General features: G+C 40.4%; 19 protein-coding genes and 1 other RNA gene. 12 read left to right on the forward strand and 8 right to left on the reverse strand.

The genetic code is table 11. The features are described from left to right. Window positions 1–361: 361 nt before the first annotated feature. Window positions 362–1,759, reverse strand: coding sequence for an FAD-dependent oxidoreductase (locus QQS39_RS02915; RefSeq protein ID WP_285805350.1), 1,398 nt, complete (start codon window positions 1,757–1,759; stop codon window positions 362–364). Window positions 1,760–1,768: 9 nt separating this feature from the next. Then, complete coding sequence (gene gltB / locus QQS39_RS02920) at window positions 1,769–6,229, reverse strand: glutamate synthase large subunit (protein ID WP_285805351.1); 4,461 nt, start codon at window positions 6,227–6,229, stop codon at window positions 1,769–1,771. Window positions 6,230–6,903: 674 nt separating this feature from the next. On the opposite strand from gltB, the gene arcB reads away from it, so the two are divergent. The 3 genes from arcB to mtgA all read left to right on the forward strand — a co-directional run bounded on the left by arcB (window position 6,904) and on the right by mtgA (window position 10,847). Next, the gene (gene arcB, locus QQS39_RS02925) at window positions 6,904–9,240 is read left to right on the forward strand and encodes an aerobic respiration two-component sensor histidine kinase ArcB (RefSeq protein ID WP_151434203.1); all 2,337 of its coding nucleotides are present in this window, start codon (window positions 6,904–6,906) and stop codon (window positions 9,238–9,240) included. 237 nt (window positions 9,241–9,477) lie between these two features. Continuing rightward, on the forward strand, window positions 9,478–10,128 hold the full coding sequence (elbB, locus tag QQS39_RS02930; protein ID WP_285805352.1) for an isoprenoid biosynthesis glyoxalase ElbB: 651 nt from the start codon (window positions 9,478–9,480) through the stop codon (window positions 10,126–10,128). 20 nt (window positions 10,129–10,148) lie between these two features. Then, window positions 10,149–10,847: a monofunctional biosynthetic peptidoglycan transglycosylase gene (gene mtgA / locus QQS39_RS02935; protein WP_151434205.1), complete on the forward strand. Its 699-nt coding sequence runs from the start codon at window positions 10,149–10,151 to the stop codon at window positions 10,845–10,847. Window positions 10,848–10,852: 5 nt separating this feature from the next. Here the strand turns inward: mtgA and QQS39_RS02940 are convergent, their stop codons facing one another. Then, window positions 10,853–11,743 (reverse strand): AraC family transcriptional regulator, encoded by an 891-nt coding sequence (locus tag QQS39_RS02940; RefSeq protein WP_285805353.1) that lies wholly within the window; start codon window positions 11,741–11,743, stop codon window positions 10,853–10,855. A gap of 492 nt (window positions 11,744–12,235) precedes the next feature. Between QQS39_RS02940 and QQS39_RS02945 the strand changes: the two genes are divergently transcribed. Genes QQS39_RS02945 through ureG form a run of 7 tightly spaced genes read left to right on the forward strand, consistent with a single transcriptional unit; the run spans window position 12,236 to window position 17,268 of the window. Beyond that, entirely contained in the window at window positions 12,236–13,072 is an 837-nt protein-coding gene (locus QQS39_RS02945; protein WP_285805354.1) for an urease accessory protein UreD, read from the forward strand. 21 nt (window positions 13,073–13,093) lie between these two features. After that, window positions 13,094–13,396, forward strand: a complete 303-nt coding sequence (locus QQS39_RS02950; protein WP_023582851.1) for an urease subunit gamma — start codon at window positions 13,094–13,096, stop codon at window positions 13,394–13,396. 8 nt (window positions 13,397–13,404) lie between these two features. Continuing rightward, window positions 13,405–13,731, forward strand: coding sequence for an urease subunit beta (locus QQS39_RS02955; protein WP_069368686.1), 327 nt, complete (start codon window positions 13,405–13,407; stop codon window positions 13,729–13,731). After that, the gene (gene ureC / locus QQS39_RS02960; RefSeq protein WP_285805355.1) at window positions 13,728–15,431 is read left to right on the forward strand and encodes an urease subunit alpha; all 1,704 of its coding nucleotides are present in this window, start codon (window positions 13,728–13,730) and stop codon (window positions 15,429–15,431) included. The genes QQS39_RS02955 and ureC overlap by 4 nt, the downstream gene beginning before the upstream one ends. 26 nt (window positions 15,432–15,457) lie before the next feature. Then, on the forward strand, window positions 15,458–15,952 hold the full coding sequence (ureE, locus tag QQS39_RS02965; RefSeq protein ID WP_285805356.1) for an urease accessory protein UreE: 495 nt from the start codon (window positions 15,458–15,460) through the stop codon (window positions 15,950–15,952). Window positions 15,953–15,975: 23 nt separating this feature from the next. After that, window positions 15,976–16,641, forward strand: a complete 666-nt coding sequence (locus tag QQS39_RS02970; RefSeq protein WP_196570014.1) for an urease accessory protein UreF — start codon at window positions 15,976–15,978, stop codon at window positions 16,639–16,641. A 9-nt stretch (window positions 16,642–16,650) separates the two neighbouring features. Beyond that, window positions 16,651–17,268, forward strand: coding sequence for an urease accessory protein UreG (gene ureG / locus QQS39_RS02975; protein WP_023582846.1), 618 nt, complete (start codon window positions 16,651–16,653; stop codon window positions 17,266–17,268). A gap of 113 nt (window positions 17,269–17,381) precedes the next feature. On the opposite strand, the gene dolP is transcribed toward ureG, so the two are convergent. The 4 genes from dolP to QQS39_RS02995 all read right to left on the reverse strand — a co-directional run bounded on the left by dolP (window position 17,382) and on the right by QQS39_RS02995 (window position 20,795). After that, a complete protein-coding gene (dolP, locus tag QQS39_RS02980) occupies window positions 17,382–17,960 on the reverse strand; it encodes a division/outer membrane stress-associated lipid-binding lipoprotein (protein ID WP_023582845.1) in 579 nt (192 codons plus the stop codon). A 9-nt stretch (window positions 17,961–17,969) separates the two neighbouring features. Further along, on the reverse strand, window positions 17,970–18,560 hold the full coding sequence (diaA, locus tag QQS39_RS02985) for a DnaA initiator-associating protein DiaA (protein ID WP_004245257.1): 591 nt from the start codon (window positions 18,558–18,560) through the stop codon (window positions 17,970–17,972). A 22-nt stretch (window positions 18,561–18,582) separates the two neighbouring features. Beyond that, window positions 18,583–18,960, reverse strand: a complete 378-nt coding sequence (locus tag QQS39_RS02990) for a YraN family protein (RefSeq protein WP_196736149.1) — start codon at window positions 18,958–18,960, stop codon at window positions 18,583–18,585. A gap of 80 nt (window positions 18,961–19,040) precedes the next feature. After that, entirely contained in the window at window positions 19,041–20,795 is a 1,755-nt protein-coding gene (locus QQS39_RS02995; protein ID WP_285805357.1) for a penicillin-binding protein activator, read from the reverse strand. Window positions 20,796–20,856: 61 nt separating this feature from the next. Here QQS39_RS02995 and rsmI point away from each other — a divergent pair, with 61 nt between their 5' ends. Next, entirely contained in the window at window positions 20,857–21,735 is an 879-nt protein-coding gene (rsmI, locus tag QQS39_RS03000) for a 16S rRNA (cytidine(1402)-2'-O)-methyltransferase (protein ID WP_151434213.1), read from the forward strand. A 60-nt stretch (window positions 21,736–21,795) separates the two neighbouring features. Then, window positions 21,796–22,171, forward strand: an RNA gene (gene rnpB, locus QQS39_RS03005) — RNase P RNA component class A. 67 nt (window positions 22,172–22,238) lie between these two features. On the opposite strand, the gene QQS39_RS03010 is transcribed toward rnpB, so the two are convergent. Next, complete coding sequence (locus QQS39_RS03010; protein WP_285805358.1) at window positions 22,239–22,943, reverse strand: pirin family protein; 705 nt, start codon at window positions 22,941–22,943, stop codon at window positions 22,239–22,241. Window positions 22,944–22,966: the final 23 nt, after the last annotated feature.

Here is a 22,966-nt window from a genome sequence, read left to right on the forward strand (position 1 = left end):
GAAATAAAATCTATTTTTTTAGACTGTGATGTTATTAACAAATGCTGTAAAACAATTATCATTAAAAGATGACGGAAAGGTTAAATAAAAAGAGATAAAGTAAAAAATACGAAAATAAATTATATTTACTATAGATCAAGAGTGTTATTTTGATACAAAAAAGAATATCGCTTTTTATCAAAATATTATTCTATAAACTATATTAAATGGTAATGAGAATGATTATTCTGTCTAATATCTTGATGATCCTTAAATACTATTTATTAATTTCACCGATAATATTAAAAAATTATCCCACTTAAATTAAGTGGGATAATGAACAAAAGAAATTGTTATTTTAAATAACGAAAATAAAAAATATTTAACATGATAAATATCGTAATATTCCTTCAGCCGCCTCTCTTCCTTCTGCTATTGCTGTTACCACAAGATCAGAGCCTCGTACAATATCGCCACCAGCAAACACTTTAGGGTTTGTTGTTTGATTTGGTATTTCTTGATTATCTGAAATAATAATTCTGCCTGAAGATGCATATTCAATATTATTTTCATCTAGCCATGGATAATGTGCAGGTTTAAAACCAAATGCCAGAATAACCGCATCAGCAGATAACAAATGCTCGCTTCCTTCAATCGGCGTTAATGTTTTATCACTTTCAGTTTTAATAACGCGAATACCAACCACTTTATTTTGATTATCAACTTCTATATCTGTAGGTTGAAGATTAAATAAAAATTCGCCACCTTCTTCTTTGGCGTTTTTTACTTCGCGTTTTGAACCCGGCATATTGCTTTCATCACGGCGATAAACACAAGTGACTTTATTTGCACCTTGTCGAATTGCAGTACGAACACAGTCCATTGCGGTATCGCCACCTCCTAATACCACGACATTTTTATTTTTCAGGTCGATATAAGGTGTTTGAGGATCTTCACCATAATTCATTAAATAACGTGTATTACCAATTAAATAAGGTAGGGCGCTATAAACACCATCAGCATTTTCATTAGGGAAATGACCGCTTAAACTGTGGTAAGTGCCCAATCCTAGAAAAACTGCGTCATATTGTGCTATTAGCGTATTTAGGGCGATATCTTTACCTATTTCCGTATTAAGGCAAAACTCAATACCCATTTCACTAAATAATTCGCGACGTCGGATCATCAGTGATTTTTCGAGTTTAAAAGAGGGTATCCCAAATGTAAGTAATCCCCCAATTTCTGGATGTTTATCATAAACAACCGGTTTCACACCTTGTCGAATAAGAACATCTGCACAGGCAAGACCCGCAGGGCCAGCACCAATAATTGCGACCTTTTTATCGGTCATTGTGACGTGAGAAAGATCGGGACGCCATCCTTGTGCTAAGGCGGTGTCATTAATGTAACGTTCAATATTGCCAATGGTAACGGCACCAAAATCATCATTAAGCGTACAGGCACCTTCACAAAGCCTATCTTGAGGGCAAACACGACCACAAATTTCAGGCAAACTGTTTGTTTGATGAGAAAGTTCAGCCGCTTCAATAATACGCCCTTCGTTTGCCAGCTTTAACCAATTAGGAATGTAATTATGGACAGGGCATTTCCATTCACAATAAGGATTACCGCAACTTAAACAGCGATCAGCTTGTGCAGAGGCTTGCTGTGGCGAAAAGGCCTCATAGATTTCAACAAACTCAATTTTGCGAATGGCTAACGGTTTTTTAGTCGGCTCAACACGATTTAAGTCGATAAACTGATACACATTCTGACTCATAATATTCTCCTATTGTGCCTGAACGCGTAATTCAGCAGATGAACGACGAGGATGACCAAGCAACGCATTGACATCACTGGATTTTGGCTTAACTAACTTGAAGTGTTGTGACCAATATTCCCACTGTGAAAGTAATCTTTCTCCTTGCTGGGAGCCTGTGAGTCTGACATGTTCTGCAATCATGCCACGTAGATGTTCAGCGAGAATGGCAAAGGATGCAACTGGGAGCAACTCAATCGATGACGTGTTGATCCGTTGTGATAACGTGAGATCTTCATCTAATAGATAGGCAAATCCCCCCGTCATTCCCGCACCAAAGTTAATCCCTGTTTTACCCAGAACGCAGACAATACCGCCCGTCATATATTCACAGCCGTTATCACCAACGCCTTCAACGACAGCAATTGCGCCAGAGTTTCTGACGGCAAAACGTTCGCCAGCCAATCCAGAGGCATAGAGTTTTCCGCCTGTTGCGCCATAAAGGCAGGTATTACCCATAATGGTTGCATGATGACTTTTAAATGCAGAGCCAACGGGTGGCGAAATTACAATACGACCTCCTGCCATGCCTTTGCCTACATAATCATTAGCATCACCCACTAAGGTTAATTCAACACCTTGTGCATTCCATACACCAAAGCTTTGCCCCGCAGTTCCCGTAAAATTGAGTTTTATAGGTGTTGCAGATAACCCATTCTCGCCATATTTCTTAGCAATAATGCCAGATAATGTAGCTCCTACAGAGCGGTCTGTATTACGAATATCAAAATAGCATGTTTGGCTTTTTTGTTGTTCAACAGCATCACGAGTTTGAGCTACGATATGCTGATTTAATTCGCCTTTATCATAAGTATTATTATTTTCCTGACAATAAAGCACATTGCCTGATGGTGATGTCGCGATTTCTAATAATCCACCCAAAGAGAGTTTTTGCTGTTTACTACTCACACCTTCTAGACATGAAAGCAGATCGGTTCGACCGATTAAATCTGTGATTTTTCTTACGCCAAGTAATGCCATTAACTCACGAGTTTCTTGCGCAATAAAACGGAAGTAGTTAATAACGCGTTCTGGTAATCCGTGATAATGGTGACGACGAAGCGTTTCATCTTGAGTTGCAACACCCATTGCACAATTATTTAAATGGCAAATGCGTAGATATTTGCAGCCTAATGCCACCATAGGACCAGTACCAAAACCAAAACTCTCTGCACCTAAAATTGCTGCTTTAATAATATCTAGACCGGTTTTTAATCCACCATCGACTTGCAAACGAATTTTATGACGTAGACTATTTGCCACTAATGCTTGTTGAGTTTCAACTAAGCCCAGCTCCCACGGGCTACCTGCATATTTTACAGAAGTTAAAGGGCTTGCACCTGTGCCGCCGTCATAACCTGCAATGGTTATCAAATCTGCGTAAGCTTTGGCAACACCAGTAGCAATAGTGCCCACACCTGGCTCTGACACGAGTTTTACAGAAATCAGTGCCGTTGGATTGATCTGTTTTAAATCGAAAATAAGCTGTGCTAAATCTTCAATAGAGTAGATATCGTGATGAGGTGGCGGTGATATTAGGGTAACACCGGGTACGGCATAACGCAGTTGCGCAATATAAGGCGTCACTTTATCGCCGGGAAGTTGTCCGCCTTCACCGGGTTTTGCCCCTTGTGCGACTTTGATTTGTAAAACATCGGCACTCATGAGATAAGAAGGTGTCACGCCAAAACGACCCGACGCAATTTGTTTAATGCGTGAGACTTTATTAGTCCCGTAACGAGCTGGATCTTCGCCACCTTCGCCTGAATTTGAAAATCCCCCCAATGTATTCATCGCTTGCGCAAGCGCTTCATGAGCCTCTCGGCTTAGCGCTCCGATTGACATTGCGGCAGTATCAAAGCGTTTAAATAATTCTGTTTCAGGTTCAACTTTTTCAATCGAGATAGGCGTTGTCTTGTTATTGAGAACTAACATATCGCGTAAGGTTGTAATTGGACGCTGTTGCACAAGGTTTGCATAATGCTGATAGTCGGCATATTCCCCGCTATTTACGGCTTTTTGTAGTGCTTGCACGACATCAGGGTTATAGGCGTGGTATTCCCCTTTATGGGCGTATTTTAATAAACCACCCGCGTCTAAAGGATGGCGAGTTAACCAAGCCCGCTTAGACAAATTAAATAAATCGTGTTCAAAATCGCTAAAATCGGCACCATTAATCCGATTATCAACGCCCGCAAAACAGAGTTCGACAACGCTATCATTTAATCCAACAGCTTCAAAAAGTTGAGAGCAACGGTAAGAAGCAACAGTTGAAATGCCCATTTTGGACATGATCTTATACAAGCCTTTATTTATGCCGTTACGGTAATTGAGCATCACTTGGGCATAGCTTGCTTGCAGGATTTTTTTATCAACACGTTGCGCTAAAGATTCATAAGCAAGATAAGGATAAATAGCAGTAGCACCAAATCCGAGTAATACGGCGAAATGGTGAGGATCACGAGCACTTGCCGTTTCTACAATGATATTGGCATCACAACGTAAGTTATTATCTACCAACGCTTTTTGTACGGCGCCAACTGCCATAGGAGCAGGAATAGGCAATCGCTCTTTAGTGATATTTCTATCTGATAATACCAATAATACAGCACCACGGTGAACTTCCTGTTGTGCTTTTGCGCATAATTGGCGTAACGCTGTTTCTAAATTGCATTCTGTTGGTTGATAAGTGATATCAAGATGAACAGATTGGTAATAAGGATTTTCTTGATTAATAAGCTGTTGGAAGTCGCTATAAAGCAAAATAGGCGATTTAAAACTCAGCCGATGTGCTTGTCCCTCCGCTTCACAAAACACATTCATCTCGCGTCCAATGCAAGTCGCTAAAGACATGACATGTGCTTCTCTTAATGGATCTATAGGAGGATTTGTTACTTGCGCAAATTTTTGTCTGAAATAATCATAAATAAGGCGAGGGCGTTGAGAAAGTACAGCAAATGGGGTGTCATCACCCATTGAACCTGTGGCTTCTTGCCCGTTTTCTGCAAGCACATGTAAAATGCTTTCAAGCTCTTCTTGGCTATAGGCAAATTGTTTTTGATACGTGGCTAATAAAGCGTCATCAAAGGCGCGTTGTCCTGTGGCTTGTTGTTCTGGTAACTCTTCAAACGGTGTTAATCGTTTAACATTGCGCTCTAGCCACAGTTTATAAGGATGGCGTCTTTTTAAATCTTCATCCGTTTCGGCAGAATGCAAAATACGCCCATGATGCGTATCGATAACCATTAACTCGCCGGGGCCGATGCGTCCTTTTTCTCGCACTTCATCAGGTTGATAATCCCAAATACCAATTTCAGAAGCACAAGTGATGATGTTATCTGTGGTGATAACGTAGCGAGCAGGGCGCAAACCATTTCTATCTAGCGTACATGCGGCATAACGACCATCTGATAACACAATGCCCGCAGGGCCATCCCAAGGCTCCATATGCATTGAGTTAAAATCAAAAAAGGCACGAAGATCTTCATCCATTTGTGGATTATTTTGCCATGCAGGTGGCACTAACAATCGCATTGCGCGAACAATATCCATACCGCCATTGAGAAAAAGTTCTAGCATATTGTCGAGTGAACTTGAATCGGAGCCACTTTCATTGACAAAAGGAGCAGCACTTTGTAAATCAGGAATAAGTGGAGTATGGAATTTATAGGCACGCGCTTTGGCCCATTGGCGATTACCTGTGATGGTATTAATTTCACCGTTATGTGCTAAATAACGAAAAGGTTGTGCAAGTGGCCATCTAGGAGTGGTATTAGTTGAAAAACGCTGGTGGAATAAACAAATTGAAGATTCCATACGAAGATCAGCAAGATCGGTAAAAAAACGCGGTAGATCGATGGCCATACAAAGACCTTTATAAACCGTAACCAAATTAGAAAGACTACAAATATAAAAATCATTGTCAGTAATGCGCTTTTCAATGCGTCTGCGGGCAACAAAGAGTCGTCTCTCAATATCACTTATCCGCCAGCCTGCGGGGGCATTAACAAAAACTTGTTCGATTAAAGGGAGAGAAGAAAGGGCAATGCTGCCTAAAATATCCGTGTTAATAGGCACTTTACGCCAACCAACAATGGAAAGCGTTTCACGTTGTAGTTCTTCTTCGACAATGAGCCGACATTGTTTGGCGATATTGGGATCTTGGCTTAAAAATAGCATCCCGACGGCGTAATTTTTTGCTAGATGCCAGCCTTTTTCTTGTGCAACTAATTGGAAAAAACGCTCTGGTTTTTGTAAGAGTAATCCGCACCCATCGCCGGTTTTACCATCAGAAAGAATCGCACCACGATGTTGCATTCTGGCAAGACCATGTATGGCATTTCTGACAATCTTATGGCTGGCTTGCCCTTCAATATGCGCGATCAACCCAAATCCACAATTGTCTTTTTCCTGTGTCTTTTGATAGAGCATTTTTTTGCTTCCTACTTAGTTTACTGGGCGCCTCAAAAAAGAGCGCAAAAGGAACGTTTTGGCTCTAAGTATGTAGGTAAATTTATGGGTGCTCAGTCGGGTGATGTTGTGTTTGCCTAGCTTGGTGTGTTTTTTATATTGCTATGCAATGCCTTTTCAACTTATCGATAAATAAAAATCAGGTCAATGTGTAGGGATATTTGACTGAGATAAAATAGATAAGGAATTTTTTATTTTAATATATTGATTAATAACTAAATTATTCTATTTTAAAATAGTATAGGAGTGATTTTTTAATGTGAGCTATATCACTTTATTTGAGTGGTTTAGCTTTATCTCATCCTTTAATGATAAGAACAGCTAGTGAGTTATTCTGCTGAATATATTGATTTTGGAATTTTATTGTTTTTATACATTTTGTATAAAAAAAGACAAATTGAATTTTTTTTAATAAGGTCTATTTATTGTTGATATTGCTATCGTTTATGTTGCTTGGTTTTGTATTATTTTCATGAATGCATGTGTTGTGAATAGATTCGTTGAGAGAAAATAGAGGGTGAAATCAAACAAAGTAATGAGAAATAAACACTCTTAGCAAGATTTCTGAATGTTCGCCACTGCGCCAATTCATTTTTGGGTTATCATTCCATAGATTCAATATATTGGAGTTTTCAATGAAATTGCTCAAAGGGCTTGCCCAATACTACGTTGACTTAATGATGAGGCTGGGGCTAATTCGCTTCTCATTATTGTTAGCTTCTGCATTAGTTGTTTTAGCGATGGTTGTTCAAATGGCGGTGACATTCTTGCTTGCAGGTGATGTTACCAGTATTGACCTTGTTCGCTCTATTTTCTTTGGGCTGATTATTACGCCTTGGGCTGTCTATTTTCTCTCTGTTGTGGTTGAACAACTTGAAGAGTCACGACGCCGTTTATCTCGTATGGTGGATAAACTCGGTGTAATGCGCCAGCGCGACTTAGAGCTTAACTCTCAATTAAAAGAGAATATTGAGCAATTAAACTTGGAAATTCAAGAGCGTGAAAAAGTTGAAAAAGCGCACCTTGAACTACTAGAAAAACTAAAAAGTGAAATGAAGCGTCGTGAATTGACGCAAATCGAGCTTGAACAACAATCCTCACTTCTACGTTCATTCCTAGATGCCTCTCCTGACTTAGTGTATTACCGCAATGAAGATAATGAATTTTCAGGATGTAACCGCGCGACGGAATTACTGACAGGTAAAAGTGAGAAGCAACTTATCGGTTTAACCCCACTTGATGTGTATGACGAAGATATTGCTGCAAAAGTGATGGAAACGGATGAAAAAGTCTTCCGTCATAATGTGTCACTCACTTATGAGCAGTGGTTAGTTTATCCTGATGGTCGCAAGGCTTGTTTTGAACTACGCAAAGTGCCGTTTTATGATCGTATTGGTAAACGCCATGGCTTAATGGGCTTTGGACGTGACATTACAGAGCGTAAGCGCTATCAAGACGCGTTAGAGAACGCGAGCCGTGATAAAACCACCTTTATCTCAACAATCAGCCATGAATTGCGTACACCGCTAAATGGTATTGTTGGATTAAGCCGTATTTTATTGGATACCGAACTTTCACCAGAACAACTCAATTACTTAAAAACGATCCATGTGAGTGCGATTACGTTAGGGAATATTTTCAATGATGTGATTGAGATGGACAAAATTGAGCGTAGAAAAATTCAGTTAGATAATCAGCCCATTGACTTCACGGAATTTATTTCTGATTTAGAAAACCTGTCTGGGCTGTTAGTACAGCCAAAAGGATTGAAATTCACACTCGAAGCAGAAGAAACGCTACCGCACAAGATAACCTCTGATGGAACTCGATTACGCCAGATTTTATGGAATCTCATTGGTAATGCGGTGAAATTTACCCAAGAAGGTGAAATCAAAGTACGTATTTGGCAAGAAGCGCCAGATAAGTTGTTCTTTGAAGTGAAAGATAGCGGAATTGGCATTCCAAAAAGTGAGCTTGAGAAGATCTTTGCCATGTACTATCAAGTCAATGATAGTCAAGGTGGTCGTTCTGCAACGGGAACGGGTATCGGGCTTGCGGTCTCAAAACGCCTAGCACAGCATATGGGCGGTGATATTCGTGTTGAGAGTGAGTTAGGTGAGGGTTCTACCTTTACGCTCTCTATCGTCGCTCCTGCGATTGAAGAGCGCCACGATATCGAAAGTGATGATGAACTATTATTACCCGCTTTAAATATTCTGCTTGTTGAAGATATTGAACTTAACGTGATTGTTGCCTGCTCTGTTTTAGAAAAACTGGGTAATACCGTTGATGTCGCAATGACAGGGCAAGAAGCGCTATCGATGTTTAAGCCGGATGAATATGATTTAGTGCTATTAGATATTCAACTACCGGATATGACTGGGTTCGATATTTCAAGAAAATTACGCAAAGAATTCGACAGTAATGAACTTCCCCCTCTTATCGCTTTAACAGCAAATGTTTTGAAAGATAAAAAAGAGTATTTAGATGCGGGAATGAATGATGTGCTAAGCAAACCACTTTCTGTGGATGCACTTACCGCGATTATCAATAAATTCTGGGGTGATGGTGCGGTTTCTGTGCCATGTAATGAGTCATCGGAATTGTTGAATAAAAATGAAGAATTATTAGATATAGACATGCTGAATCAATACATCGAACTTGTCGGACCTCAATTAATCACTGATGGTCTAGATGTTTTTGAAAAGATGATGCCTAGTTATATGTCAGTCCTTGAATCTAACTTAACAGCTCGTGATGAGAAGGGGATTTCAGAGGAAGGACATAAAATTAAAGGGGCTGCGGGTTCTATTGGTTTAAAACATTTACAGCAACTCGCTAAACAAATCCAATCATCGGAATTACCAGCTTGGTGGGACAATGTGCAAGAGTGGGTAGATGAGTTAGAAAGAGATTGGAGAAAGGATGTGGAAAGTTTAAGAAACTGGTTATCAGACGCTAGAAAAAAATAACCCCAACCGAAGGTTGGGGTGCGCGAATACTGCGCCAACACCAGGGAAACTTTTCTATCCGCTTTTTTTGATTCTCATTACATAGGCGAATAGGATGAAACTATTCCATACATCATACAAGCAACAAAATAGCAAAGATAAGTTTTTTTGTTACAAGAAACATTTAAATATGTGATGCCGATTGGTGTTTACACCTATAAATGGGTAACTAGTAATCTACTACAAACGGAGAAAGATATGAAATCAATTGCGGTAATTTTAAGTGGCTGTGGTGTATTTGATGGGAGCGAAATCCATGAATCAGTGCTCACAATGCTTGCTTTAAGCCAAAATAATGCTGAAGTTCATTATTTTTCACCTAATGATTTACAACCAACTGTAATTAATCATATTACAGGTGAAGAAAAATCAGAAAAAAGGAATATGATGGAGGAATCTGCTCGTATTTCTCGTGGAAAAATCTCCCCTTTATCAGAAGCAAAGGCTGAAAACTTTGATGCTGTCATTATTCCTGGTGGCTTTGGTGCGGCGAAGAATTTATGCAATTTCGCCACAAAAGGAAGTGACTGTGAAATTAACAAAGATCTCTTAAGATTTGTACAAGCAATGCATCAGCAAAATAAGCCATTAGGGCTAATATGTATTGCACCTGTAATGTTACCAAAAATGTTAAATGCTCCAGTGAAATTAACAATTGGAAACGACGCAGAAACAGCGCGTGCAATTGAAAAAATGGGCGGTATACATATAGATTGTCCGGTTGATGATATTGTTGTTGATGAAAAATACCGTGTTGTCACAACCCCTGCTTATATGCTTGCACAATCTATTGCACAAGCACAGGTCGGTATTGAGAAACTGGTTAAGAAAGTCCTTGAGATGGCATAAATAGTAGGTAAAAACAGCAGATGGTACTGGTGAGAAAGTTAAAGAAACTATTAATTATTTTAATTGCTTTATGGCTGTTAACAGTTGTGCTGTTTTCTTTTTTGCCCGTGCCTTTTTCTGCTGTGATGGTTCAAAGACAAATTTCTGCTTGGAGTGAGTTTGATTTCTCTTATGTATCACATTCCACTTGGGTAAGTGAAGAAGAGATAGCTTCTGTGATGTATTTAGCCGTTATTGCCTCTGAAGATCAAAATTTCCCCAAACATTGGGGCTTTGATTTTGATGCTATTGAGAAAGTTTTCAAAAAAAATCATAACAACGGGAAAACATTACGTGGTGCATCGACTATTTCTCAGCAAACGGTCAAAAATCTCTTTTTATGGGATGGTCGTAGTTGGATAAGAAAAGGGCTTGAGACGGGAATGACGCCCGTTGTGGAGCTTATTTGGTCAAAAAAACGTATTTTAACGGTGTATCTGAATATTGTTGAATTTGGCGATGGGATCTTCGGTGTAGAGCAGGCATCTCAACACTATTTTAGAAAGCCAGCGAAACAACTTACAAGTCATGAAGCTGCATTATTAGCTGCAGTATTACCTAATCCGCATATTTATCACGTAAATAAACCTTCTGCTTATACCCTAAAACGGCAACAGTGGATCTTAAATCAGATGCGGTTAATGGGTGGAATATCCTTTTTAAAGAAAAACAATTTGTAACACTTTTATAAGATTGGAAACACTTTATTTTCTGGCTCTGCAATTTTTTCTGACATTTTGTTTATTGTCGATGGATCATTAGCTTGACGAGATTGAATACGAAACTGTGACGGCGTCATGCCGTATTTACGTTTAAAGGCATCACAAAAATAAGCATTACTGCCAAATCCACAACGATGGCTGATTTGAAATACCGAGTAATTAGAGAATGTAAGGTAGTTTAAGGCGATCCCCATTCTGACATCTAATAGCAATTGGCAGAATGAAACCCCTTCTTTATTTAAATGCCGACGTAATGTCGATGGCGTCGTAAACAATGTTTTTGCGACATCGTCTAAATGCCATTTTCGTTGTGGATCTTGTGTTATTAAATGTGTAATCGCCTGATTTTTCGGTTCATCATAGTTAAAACGAAAGATATTTAGAATATCCACACCAGCCTGATACACCGCCATTAAAATAAAGAACAAACACTGCTGCATAAACATGGTTTCTTGTGATGGAGAGCCATGTGGTAGCGGTAAACACTGTTTTAAAATTCCAAAATTACTTTTTATTACTTCAGGAGTCGATAAATGGTAAGAAGGAAGATGGCTTGTTAGTGGCGAGCTAGATTTAATGAAAGGCTTTAATAAAGAGAAAACAGATTGAAGCTCTGTTTCACATAACACAAGCGTGTGTAGTTCAATAGATTTATGCGTAAATTGGCTGACAATATCGCAAGAAACTTGACTGTATTTCGGAATAATCAGCGTTAAATGGCTAGATACATCAATAGTTTGTCCATTGATGCAAATTGTACCTTTTGCGCCACTAACCATCGCTATCATCGGGTTTTCGATGTAAAACGTTTTTAAAGATATTTGGTTAGAGGACAGGATGTGTTTGTATTCCATGATCTCCGATATACCGTAGGCAAGTTAAGCATCAATCTTGCTTAAATGAACAATACTCAAAATTAGCTCATTTGTTGTATAAATTAATAAGCCACGTCTAGAATAATAATAGAGAGTTTATTCTAATTTAAACAGGTGTTGTCATGCAAAGCAGAATCAGCATGCAGCAGAATATAATCTTGTTGATAAAACATGACAATATAGATATTTGCTCATTTTTTATATTTATTTTAAACAGTGTTATTTTTTCTAAATAAATTGTTATTTATTCAAAACGCATTTTTCGTAATAAGGTGTAGAATCGCGCGTCACAGACGAAGGAGATTATCCTGTTCTTAGGATATTACTGTTTGTCTTTTATCCACACCCTATCCAACATTCATTAGCTTATTTTCTATTTGATTTTGAATGATTCATCTTATGGATAGCGCTGTATGTATTCACGTATTTTCCTGATTTATTGATAATTTTGCCGAGTTGGCAGGAGTGAGTATGTCTGACTTTTCAGGAAAGGGTTGGCTTGCTGAAATCGTTTTACGCTATGAAGTAAAACGCGAAATAACACGTCTTACAGAAAAACGCCATATTGGCCCATTAATGGTTCAGCGTCCTTTTTATCCTGAGCAAGGTATTGCACACACCTATTTGCTTCATCCCCCAGGCGGCGTGGTTGGTGGCGATAAGCTATTGATCAATATTGATGTGCAGCCTCAAGCGCACGCGTTGCTCACAACACCCGGAGCTACTAAGTTTTACCGTAGTGCAGGCGGTGTTGCTCGGCAAATTCAAACCTTAAAAGTGGCAGCTAATGGCTTTTTAGAGTGGTTACCTCAAGAAAATATCTTTTTTCCTGAAGCGCAAGTTCGCCTAGAAACACATATTCATATTGCATCTACAGCCAGATTTATTGGCTGGGAAATCCAATGTTTTGGTCGCCCCGTTTTAAATGAATGGTTTGAAAATGGCAATGTAAAAGGGCGTTTAAATTTCTATATCGATGAAAAGCTAACATTAACTGAGTCGCTTTTTGTCGATGGTTTGCAAAAAAGATCGGCTGCCATGCGTGAGTTTCCGATGTTGGGATCACTTTATATTTATCCCGCAACAGACGAATTAAAAAGCCTTATTCAACAAAGTATCGAGGCTTTCTCAGCCGCTTACGATCATGTTATCGAATATGGCTTAACGGATGTAGACGGTATTTTAGTTTTACGGTTATTAGGCTCTCAAACAGAGCCAATGATGGCGTGTTTTGCTCAAGTTTGGCAAACCGTTAGACAACACTGGTTAGGGTATTGTCCTGAGCCGCCTCGTATATGGGCGACATAATCGTTAATTTTAGGAGCAGAAATGGAATTAACACCAAGAGAAAAAGATAAATTACTGCTTTTTACCGCGGGTCTTGTTGCTGAAAGACGTTTAGCAAAAGGGCTTAAGCTTAATTATCCTGAAGCGGTTGCACTGATCAGTTGTGCCATTATGGAAGGGGCGAGAGAGGGTAAAACGGTTGCCCAACTAATGAGCGAAGGTCGCACTGTTTTGACAGCAGAACAAGTCATGGAAGGGGTGCCAGAAATGATCAAAGACATTCAAGTCGAATGCACATTTCCTGATGGCACAAAGCTTGTTTCTATTCACGATCCTATTGTGTAGGTAACAACATGATACCCGGTGAAATTAGAGTTAACCAAGCATTAGGCGATATCGAACTTAATGCAGGTCGAGAAACAAAAACAATACAGGTTGCCAATCATGGCGATAGACCCGTGCAAGTCGGCTCTCATTATCATTTTTATGAAGTGAATGACGCATTAAAATTTGAACGAGAAGGCACTTTGGGTTTTCGTTTAAATATTCCAGCGGGCATGGCGGTTCGCTTTGAACCCGGTCAAAGTCGTACAGTCGAATTGGTGGCTTTCGCAGGAAAACGTGAAATTTACGGTTTTCATGGCAAAGTGATGGGTAAATTGGAGAGTGAGAAAAAATGAAAACTATCTCACGTCAAGCTTATGCAGATATGTTTGGCCCCACAACTGGCGACCGTCTGCGATTAGCCGATACGGAGCTTTTTCTTGAAATTGAAAAAGATTTCACCACTTATGGCGAAGAGGTCAAGTTTGGTGGTGGTAAAGTTATCCGTGATGGTATGGGGCAGAGCCAAGTCATCAATGCTGAATGTGTCGATGTGCTTATTACAAACGCCATTATTTTAGATCATTGGGGGATCGTAAAAGCGGATATCGGTATTAAAGATGGTCGCATTGTGGGTATCGGTAAAGCCGGTAATCCTGATGTACAGCCTAACGTGGATATTGTTGTAGGACCTGCCACTGAAGTGGTTGCTGGCGAAGGTAAAATTATTACTGCTGGTGGCGTTGATACGCATATTCACTTTATCTGCCCGCAACAAGCACAAGAAGGTTTAGTTTCTGGTGTCACCACGTTTATTGGTGGTGGTACAGGGCCAGTAGCTGGAACAAATGCAACGACAGTAACGCCGGGTATTTGGAACATGCACCGCATGTTAGAAGCGGTTGATGAGCTTCCGATTAACGTTGGTTTATTCGGTAAAGGCTGTGTGAGTCAACCTGAAGCCGTTCGTGAGCAAATTGAAGCGGGTGCTATTGGTCTAAAAATTCATGAAGACTGGGGCGCAACACCAATGGCAATTCATAACTGCCTTAATGTTGCCGATGAAATGGATGTGCAAGTTGCTATTCACTCTGACACTTTAAATGAAGGCGGTTTCTATGAAGAAACCGTGAAAGCAATTGCGGGTCGTGTGATCCACGTTTTCCACACCGAAGGCGCGGGAGGTGGGCACGCACCCGATGTCATTAAATCAGTCGGAGAGCCAAATATTCTCCCTGCTTCAACCAATCCTACAATGCCTTATACCATTAACACGGTAGATGAGCATCTTGATATGTTGATGGTTTGCCATCACCTTGATCCTTCCATTCCTGAAGATGTGGCTTTTGCTGAATCTCGTATTCGCCGTGAAACTATCGCTGCGGAAGATATTTTGCATGATATGGGCGCTATTTCTGTTATGTCGTCAGACTCACAGGCAATGGGGCGTGTTGGTGAAGTTATTCTTCGCACTTGGCAATGTGCGCATAAAATGAAATTGCAACGTGGCACATTAGAAGGTGACACTCCTGAAAGCGATAATCATCGTATTAAACGTTATGTAGCGAAATACACGATTAACCCCGCATTAGCACACGGCATTGCACATGAAGTGGGATCAATAGAGAAAGGAAAACTCGCTGATTTGGTGTTATGGGAGCCGGCTTTCTTTGGTGTGAAACCCGCATTGATCATGAAAGGTGGCATGGTGGCTTATGCACCTATGGGTGATATTAATGCGGCTATTCCAACACCTCAACCTGTGCATTATCGTCCAATGTATGCATGTTTAGGTAAAGCGAAATATCAAACGTCGATGATCTTTATGTCGAAGGCAGGGATTGACACAGGTGTGCCTGAAAAACTGGGCTTAAAGAGCTTAATTGGGCGTGTTAAAGGTTGTCGTAATATTACTAAAGCATCGATGATCCACAATAGTTATGTGCCTCATATCGAGCTTGATCCTCAAACCTATATTGTGAAAGCGGATGGTGTGCCATTAGTGTGTGAGCCTGCAACACAATTACCGATGGCACAGCGCTATTTCCTGTTTTAATCAGCGTGTTACCGAGAATATAGAGAATGAAAAGATTTACTCAACTTATTGATAAACAAAAAGCACTTGAAACGGCAACGTCAGAAAAACAGGCGCTTACTTTGTGTTTGACGATGGATGAAAGAACCAAAAGCCGTTTAAAAGTGACATTAAGTGATGGGCAAGAAGCGGGGTTATTTTTGCCTCGTGGTACGGTGCTAAAAGAGGGCGATATCTTACTATCAGAAGATAATACGCTGGTAACGATTGAAGCGGCAAAAGAGCAAGTTTCAACCGTGTATAGTGACGATCCACTGTTATTGGCTCGTGTTTGTTACCACTTAGGCAATCGTCACGTTCCATTACAAATCGAAGCGGGTTGGTGTCGTTATTTTCATGATCATGTTTTAGATGATATGGCGAGAGGTTTAGGCGCTAATGTGGTGGTGGGTTTAGAGAAATACCAACCGGAGCCGGGCGCTTATGGCGGATCGTCAGGTGGTCATTATCATCACTCTCATGACGATCACCATCATCATTAATTATTTGAATAGAGAGCTTATTGATGCTTGCAGATCTGCGCTTATATCAATTAGTCAGTCCTTCTTTACCCGTGGGATCGTTTACTTATTCTCAAGGGTTAGAGTGGGCGATTGAAAAGGGGTGGGTTTGTTGTCCTCAAACATTAGCGGATTGGCTAAGTACCCAAATGGCCAGCACGTTAGCAATGTTAGAGCTTCCTATCTTACGGCGATTACAAGAAAATTTGGCACAAGCCAAAATGAGTGAAGTGAGATATTGGTGTGATTTTATTGTCGCAAGTCGTGAAACGAAAGAGTTAAGACAAGAAGAGCGCCAACGAGGTATCGCTTTTGCTCGTTTACTTCCTCAATTAGATATTGAGTTAGATGACACTTTACAAGCATGTGTAAAACAGACACAACTTATGGCGTTTGCGTTAGCTGCGGTGAAATGGAATATTTCCTCTGAAAAGTTATGTTGTGCTTATGCTTGGGGTTGGCTTGAAAATACAGTGATGTCAGGCGTAAAGCTGATCCCATTAGGGCAAAGTGCGGGGCAGAAAATATTGTTTAGCTTAGCAGAGCAAATCCCTGCCATTGTTGAGCAATCCGCACATTGGCCAACGGAAGATATTGGGAGTTTTACACCCGCACAAATTATTGCCAGTAGTCGCCATGAAACACAATACACTCGACTTTTTCGTTCATGAGAAATCTATATGCAAGAATATAATCAACCACTACGTATTGGTGTGGGTGGCCCTGTTGGATCAGGAAAAACCGCACTGTTAGAAGTTCTTTGTAAAGCAATGCGCGACACTTATGAAATCGCGGTTGTGACTAACGATATTTATACCCAAGAAGATGCCAAGATCTTAACGCGTGCTGAAGCATTAGATGCGGATCGTATTATTGGTGTCGAAACGGGAGGTTGTCCTCATACTGCGATTCGTGAAGATGCATCCATGAATCTGGCAGCGGTTGAAGAATTAGCCATGCGCCACAAAAATCTTGATATCGTTTTTGTGGAAAGCGGTGGTGATAACTTAAGTGCGACATTTAGCCCTGAGCTTGCTGATTTAACCATTTACGTCATTGATGTTGCCGAAGGTGAAAAAATTCCACGTAAAGGTGGCCCCGGTATTACCCATTCTGATCTGCTCGTGATCAACAAGATCGATTTAGCCCCTTATGTTGGTGCATCATTAGAAGTCATGGAATCAGACACCGCAAGAATGCGTCCTGTGAAGCCTTATGTTTTCACAAATCTAAAAGAAAAAGTGGGCTTGGAAACGATTATCGATTTTATCATTGATAAAGGGATGCTAAGACGCTAACGGCTTGTTGAGTAAAGGCGAGTTTTAGTCGAGAAAGAAACTGCCAGTATCGGTCATTTTATTATAAAGACCGATACTGGCAGGATAATCTAAAAACGAGATTAGCAATGGGATCAGTTAAGGTAAGTAAATGCGGTGGTTACTTTTACTACCCCTTTGGTTTCGCTGGCAATTTTTGCAACAGCAGCCCCTTCTTGGCGAGTTAAAATACCAAATAAGAACACTTCACCATTTTCAGTGATCACTTTTACAGATGAGGATTTTACTGAATCACTGCCTAAAATTTGAGAGCGAACTTTGGTTGTTAGCCATGTATCTGAAGATGCTGTGCCTAATGTCACAGGCTCGCCTTGGCGCACTTCGTTGTAGACGTTATTTACCCCTTCAACCTGACTTGCGACTTGTTTTGCTGTATTCGCAACAGACATATCAGGGCTTTGACCCGTTAACAGTATATTGCCTTGATAAGCGGTAGCGACAATACGTGAATTGCTTTTCTTGATTTGTTCGTTTTTGTTTAGAGCACCAGAAACACGCGCTTCCAAGGTACCATCGTCAACTTGTTGCCCTAATGAGCGAGGATCGGTTGCAGTTTTACCCGCAACTGCGGCCGTGCCGACAACAGCTGCGCCGATACAACCTTGCAGTAAAAGTGCAGAACACAACACTGCAGTGATAGGAAGCAATTTCATAGTAACTCCTTAGTCATCCTGATGTGGGAATAATGTATTATCAATCAAATCACAGAGACAATTGACTGTTAGCATCTGAACTTCCTGTATTCTGACGGTGCGTTGAGATGGAATACGAATTTCAACGTCTTGAGGACCTAATAATCCGGCAAGCTCTCCGCCATCATAACCTGTTAATGCAACAATGGTCATATCTCGTGTAACAGCAGCTTCAACGGCTTTAATAATACTTCTGCTGTTACCATGCGTTGAGATAGCAAGTAGCACATCTCCAGCTTGGCCTAATGCACGCACTTGTTTTGCATAGATTTCATCGTGCTGCTGATTCCCCATAATTGCAGTCATCACAACGCTATCTGTGTTTAACGATAATGCAGGCAAGCTTGGGCGCTCAGTTTCAAAACGATGGATCATGCTTGCGGCAAATCGCTGTGCTGTTGCTGCTGAGCTACCGTTTCCACAGCTTAATATTTTATGGCCGTTTAACAAAGATTGAACCATCATCATGGCGGCTCTGGAAATGGCATCTGGTAATGCTTCTGCTGCTGCAATTTGAGTTTGAATACTCTCTGTAAAGCAGACTTTGATTCTATCAAGCACGTTAAGACCTATATAATCTAATTTAACGAATAAATTCCGTATAATCGAGAATGTTTTTTAACCATATTAACTGGCGTTGATTAAATGCACAAATATCGAAACGACAGTCTGAAGTCTCGATACTTTCTTGGCGTTGTGCTAACCAACATTTTGCTGTCCGCCATAAACGACGCCGTTTTGCGGTCGTAATAGAGCTTATTGCATCACCAAATAAGATATTGCGTCTAAAACGAACCTCAACAAATACCCATGTCTTCTTTTCCTGCATAATAAGATCAATTTCTCCGCAGGGATATCGGACATTACGCTCAATCAATATTAATCCTTGTTGGCGTAAATATTTTAGCGCTTTTTGTTCATAGTATAGCCCTAAAAAATAAGGGCTTTTAGAAAAAATCATCCATGATTTCCTTCTTTATCTCACTCATAAAATAAACCGCCTTTATGGCGGTTTATTTTAATGATAACTAAATATATATATTACTGTACAACAGGTTCAATTTTACCTTGTTTAAACTGCATCCAAGGAAGTTCTCTATAAACAGTACAGTTGTTTTCAACACGCAATGAACCTGAAATACCATTAAAACGTAATGTGCCTTTTGTCAGATCATTGTAATTGTTTGCTAATGACCATGCATCAATTCCCATGGCATAAAGACGCATTAATGAGTAATCGTTCGCAAATTTGCTTGATGCTTTTTGCATTAACGGCAAATTAGCGCCAGTCATCAATGGAATATCACTAAATTGAATACCCTCCATCTCCATACGGAAATCAGGACCTGTTCCACCTTGGTTACTACGAGAACTAACATAAATTGGTGGACGTTTTTGGGTACTGATTGCCATATCAATCATTGGCTTAATTAAGGTTAATTCATCGCTAGTTGCAATGATGTAAACCGAATCAATGGCACCACCTGCAGAGGGAATAGATTGCGTCTCTAATGGTAAAGGTGCATTAGCTGTTGGTAAAACAGGCGTACCTGTCATACGAATACCCACACCACGGTTAATAGAGGCTTTTAAGCTATCAACAGAACTAAACGTTTGTTGTAAAACGGTGCCACCACCCGTACTTTGCCATTCATCAGCAAATGTTTGAGCCATTCTTTGGCCAAATTTATTATCAGGAACAATAATTAATGGGTTTGATTTTTGTTGCTGACGTAAATGTTGTGCCGCATTACGTGTTTCATCTTCTGGTGAAAGCGAGAAGAAGCACACTGTGGTTGCAGAAGGGATATTATCTAACTCATTAAGTGCTAATACAGGCAAACCACTTTGAAGCTCTATCGTCTTCATGACTTCAGGTTTTAGCAGTGGACCAACAATTAAGTTAGCGCCGTCTTGCTGTACTTTTTTCAGTAAACTATCGATAGATTGGCTATTGGTATCATAAACAATCACTTGGCGAGAGTTTTGTGCAACAGGATCTAAGCGTAATGTTGTATCACCAGAAAATGTTGAGCTATCTTTTTCTTGATCTTGAGTCGCTTGCGTATTTTCGGTTGTTTCTTTTGCCGTATCTGTTGCTGGTGTTTCTGTATTATTGATGCCCAATTCTTCTAAAATTGACGCAAGGCTATCGTCATTTTTAGGCGCTTGTGGCGCTGGCATAGCTTGAGGTTGCGGTAAGCCACTTTGTGCATCAAGGAAACCTTGGCGAATAGCTTCACCAAAGACTTTCGCTTGCCCTGTTAAAGGTAATAATAATGCGATTTGGCTACTTGTACTCACAGAAGGTTGTGATAGACGTAATAATGATGCAGGAAGGGTTAATGCAGCCGGATTACGAGGATAGCGAGTCTGCCATTCTCTAACTGCTGTTGATAACTTATCAGCATCATCTTTGTTGTATTCATAAGTATTCAGTAAATCTAACCAACCTTGCAGGGTATTTTCATCTGCTTTGATAACAACGCCACGGCGTTGCTCTGGTGTGAGTTTGGTTAGCGTGAGCCATGTCTCATCAATATTTTTCTGATGTAGCTGAGGATCAGTAATTAATGTTTCTAACCCAATATAGGCTCTAATAACATCTAAAGATGCTAGCCCTTGAGCGTCATCAATCACTTTTTGAAATTGTTTCATCTCTATTTCTGCTTTTGCAGCTGGAGTGAGAGGTTGTTCTTGTTGCCCCGTCAGGGTACAACCTGACATAATCAGCGCAGAGAGTATCGCAGTATAGGATAAACCTGTTTTAAAACGCACAAAAATTGAGGAAAGCATACTGTACCCAGTGATGTTTTATAATTATGCTCAATTTTAAATCGGTCATTCGGAATAAACAATGAATCAACCTAATCGAGCAGCGGTAACGACATCCACACTGTACATAGTACCCACACCTATTGGTAATCTGGGCGATATCACCCAGCGGGCACTTGATGTGCTGTCTCATGTCGATTTAATTGCTGCAGAAGATACCCGTCATACAGGGCTTCTATTACAGCACTTTGCTATTAACGCACGTTTGTATGCGTTACATGATCATAATGAACAGCAAAAAGCGGATCAATTAATCAGCAAATTACAACAGGGGCTAAGTATCGCATTAGTCTCTGATGCAGGTACACCATTAATTAACGATCCTGGCTATCATTTAGTCAATCAATGTCGTAAGAATGGCATTAATGTTGTGCCATTACCCGGCGCTTGTGCTGCTATTACGGCACTTTCTGCGGCAGGGCTTCCTTCTGATCGTTTTTGTTATGAAGGCTTTTTACCAGCAAAAACAAAAAGTCGTCAAGATTGTTTACGCGCATTATCAGAAGAGCCTCGTACATTGATTTTTTATGAATCAACACATCGGCTGTTAGATAGTTTAGCTGATATGGTGACAGTTTGGGGTGAAGATCGCTACGTAGTATTAGCGAGAGAGTTAACAAAAACGTGGGAAACTATTCAAGGGATGCCTGTTGGTGAGTTACTTAAATGGGTACTTGAAGATGAAAACCGTCGTAAAGGTGAAATGGTATTAATTGTTGAAGGTTATGAAAAACCTGTTGATGATGATTTTTCTCCAGAAATATTACGGACACTGGCGATTTTACAAAAAGAGCTACCACTAAAAAAAGCGGCTGCAGTCACCGCTGAGATTTATGGCGTGAAGAAAAACGCACTCTATAAACATGTCATTGAGCAAAATGGTGAAGCTTCAGGTGAGTAAAGTGATTTTTTAGCTTCTTTTGCTATACATTTTCTACCAAAATCCCTATAATCCGCACCCTGAGTTGACTAGACAACCGCTGCTTTATCGTTGTCCCTTCGGGGGAGACGGATAGAGGGGAGGAAAGTCCGGGCTCCACAGGGCAGGGTGCCAGATAACGTCTGGGAGGCGCGAGCCTACGACAAGTGCAGCAGAGAGTAAACCGCCGATGGCCTGTTTACAGGATCAGGTAAGGGTGAAAGGGTGCGGTAAGAGCGCACCGCGCAACTGGTAACAGTTTGTGGCATGGTAAACTCCACCCGGAGCAAGACCAAATAGGGGTTCTTATGGTGCGGCCCGCATTGAACCCGGGTAGGTTGCTGGAGCCAGCGCGCAAGTTCTGGCCTAGATGAATGGTTGTCCACGACAGAACCCGGCTTAACGGTCAACTCACCTCATAAAAAACCCTCGATTCACATTGTGTTTCGAGGGTTTTCTGTTTTTAAACCAATCTAAATCAACTGTCACGAAATAATATCAATAAACAAGCCACGAAACTCAGCCGAGCTTTTTAACGTGATACTGTGGCTATCTTGGATAAAAGCCCCATCACCACACTGAATTTGCCCATTTTCTTGTGTTGATGTTTGCAAACAGGTACCACCTTTTATGGATTGTAAAAAGCCTTTTTGACCTTTTATTGGCAGTGTAATTTCATCGCCTGCTTGCAAATGAATATGATAAAGCCAAATTGTTTGCCTTAACATTAATGAGCCATCATCACCGGTAGGTGAAGCTAACAATTGATATTTTAAGTTTTCATCTAAAGCCAATTTTTGTGAAGCTAAGCTTTCTTGTTGTGGACACGCATTTAGCCACAACTGAATACGGGTTAACGGTGTATCAGGGCTGCTGTTTCTCTCTATATATGTATCAGTATTATGCGGTGAAATAAGTAAGCACTCATTTTCTTTTGCCGTCACTGTACGTCCCATATTATCAAGGTATGTCGCTTCTCCTTGAAGGATCAAGTTAACCACATCAACATGAGGATAAGTCTTTGCTTTAAATTCAGAATTTGGGGCAAGCACTTCTTGGTTGAGAACTCTTAGCGTGCCATAGTCTAAAAAATGAGGGTCAAAGTAGTGGCCAAAGGAAAATGTGTAGCGAGCTTGTAGCCAACCATAATCCGCTTTACCACATTGTTGTGCTGTTCTGTATTTTATCATAGCGGTATTTTTCGAGTAGATTA

Origin of the sequence: Proteus appendicitidis (assembly GCF_030271835.1) — a bacterium.
GTDB classification, from domain to species: domain Bacteria; phylum Pseudomonadota; class Gammaproteobacteria; order Enterobacterales; family Enterobacteriaceae; genus Proteus; species Proteus appendicitidis.

What these genes read in the sequence shown, in the direction of transcription:
- ureG (WP_023582846.1), top strand. Translation starts at nt 16,651, where the DNA reads ATGCAAGAATATAATCAACCACTACGTATTGGTGTGGGTGGCCCTGTT.
- gltB (WP_285805351.1), bottom strand. Translation starts at nt 6,229, where the DNA reads ATGCTCTATCAAAAGACACAGGAAAAAGACAATTGTGGATTTGGGTTG.
- QQS39_RS02945 (WP_285805354.1), top strand. Translation starts at nt 12,236, where the DNA reads ATGTCTGACTTTTCAGGAAAGGGTTGGCTTGCTGAAATCGTTTTACGC.
- dolP (WP_023582845.1), bottom strand. Translation starts at nt 17,960, where the DNA reads ATGAAATTGCTTCCTATCACTGCAGTGTTGTGTTCTGCACTTTTACTG.
- ureC (WP_285805355.1), top strand. Translation starts at nt 13,728, where the DNA reads ATGAAAACTATCTCACGTCAAGCTTATGCAGATATGTTTGGCCCCACA.
- QQS39_RS02915 (WP_285805350.1), bottom strand. Translation starts at nt 1,759, where the DNA reads ATGAGTCAGAATGTGTATCAGTTTATCGACTTAAATCGTGTTGAGCCG.
- rsmI (WP_151434213.1), top strand. Translation starts at nt 20,857, where the DNA reads ATGAATCAACCTAATCGAGCAGCGGTAACGACATCCACACTGTACATA.
- ureE (WP_285805356.1), top strand. Translation starts at nt 15,458, where the DNA reads ATGAAAAGATTTACTCAACTTATTGATAAACAAAAAGCACTTGAAACG.
- elbB (WP_285805352.1), top strand. Translation starts at nt 9,478, where the DNA reads ATGAAATCAATTGCGGTAATTTTAAGTGGCTGTGGTGTATTTGATGGG.
- mtgA (WP_151434205.1), top strand. Translation starts at nt 10,149, where the DNA reads ATGGTACTGGTGAGAAAGTTAAAGAAACTATTAATTATTTTAATTGCT.
- QQS39_RS02970 (WP_196570014.1), top strand. Translation starts at nt 15,976, where the DNA reads ATGCTTGCAGATCTGCGCTTATATCAATTAGTCAGTCCTTCTTTACCC.
- QQS39_RS02990 (WP_196736149.1), bottom strand. Translation starts at nt 18,960, where the DNA reads ATGATTTTTTCTAAAAGCCCTTATTTTTTAGGGCTATACTATGAACAA.
- QQS39_RS02955 (WP_069368686.1), top strand. Translation starts at nt 13,405, where the DNA reads ATGATACCCGGTGAAATTAGAGTTAACCAAGCATTAGGCGATATCGAA.
- QQS39_RS02995 (WP_285805357.1), bottom strand. Translation starts at nt 20,795, where the DNA reads ATGCTTTCCTCAATTTTTGTGCGTTTTAAAACAGGTTTATCCTATACT.
- QQS39_RS02950 (WP_023582851.1), top strand. Translation starts at nt 13,094, where the DNA reads ATGGAATTAACACCAAGAGAAAAAGATAAATTACTGCTTTTTACCGCG.
- arcB (WP_151434203.1), top strand. Translation starts at nt 6,904, where the DNA reads ATGAAATTGCTCAAAGGGCTTGCCCAATACTACGTTGACTTAATGATG.
- QQS39_RS02940 (WP_285805353.1), bottom strand. Translation starts at nt 11,743, where the DNA reads ATGGAATACAAACACATCCTGTCCTCTAACCAAATATCTTTAAAAACG.
- QQS39_RS03010 (WP_285805358.1), bottom strand. Translation starts at nt 22,943, where the DNA reads ATGATAAAATACAGAACAGCACAACAATGTGGTAAAGCGGATTATGGT.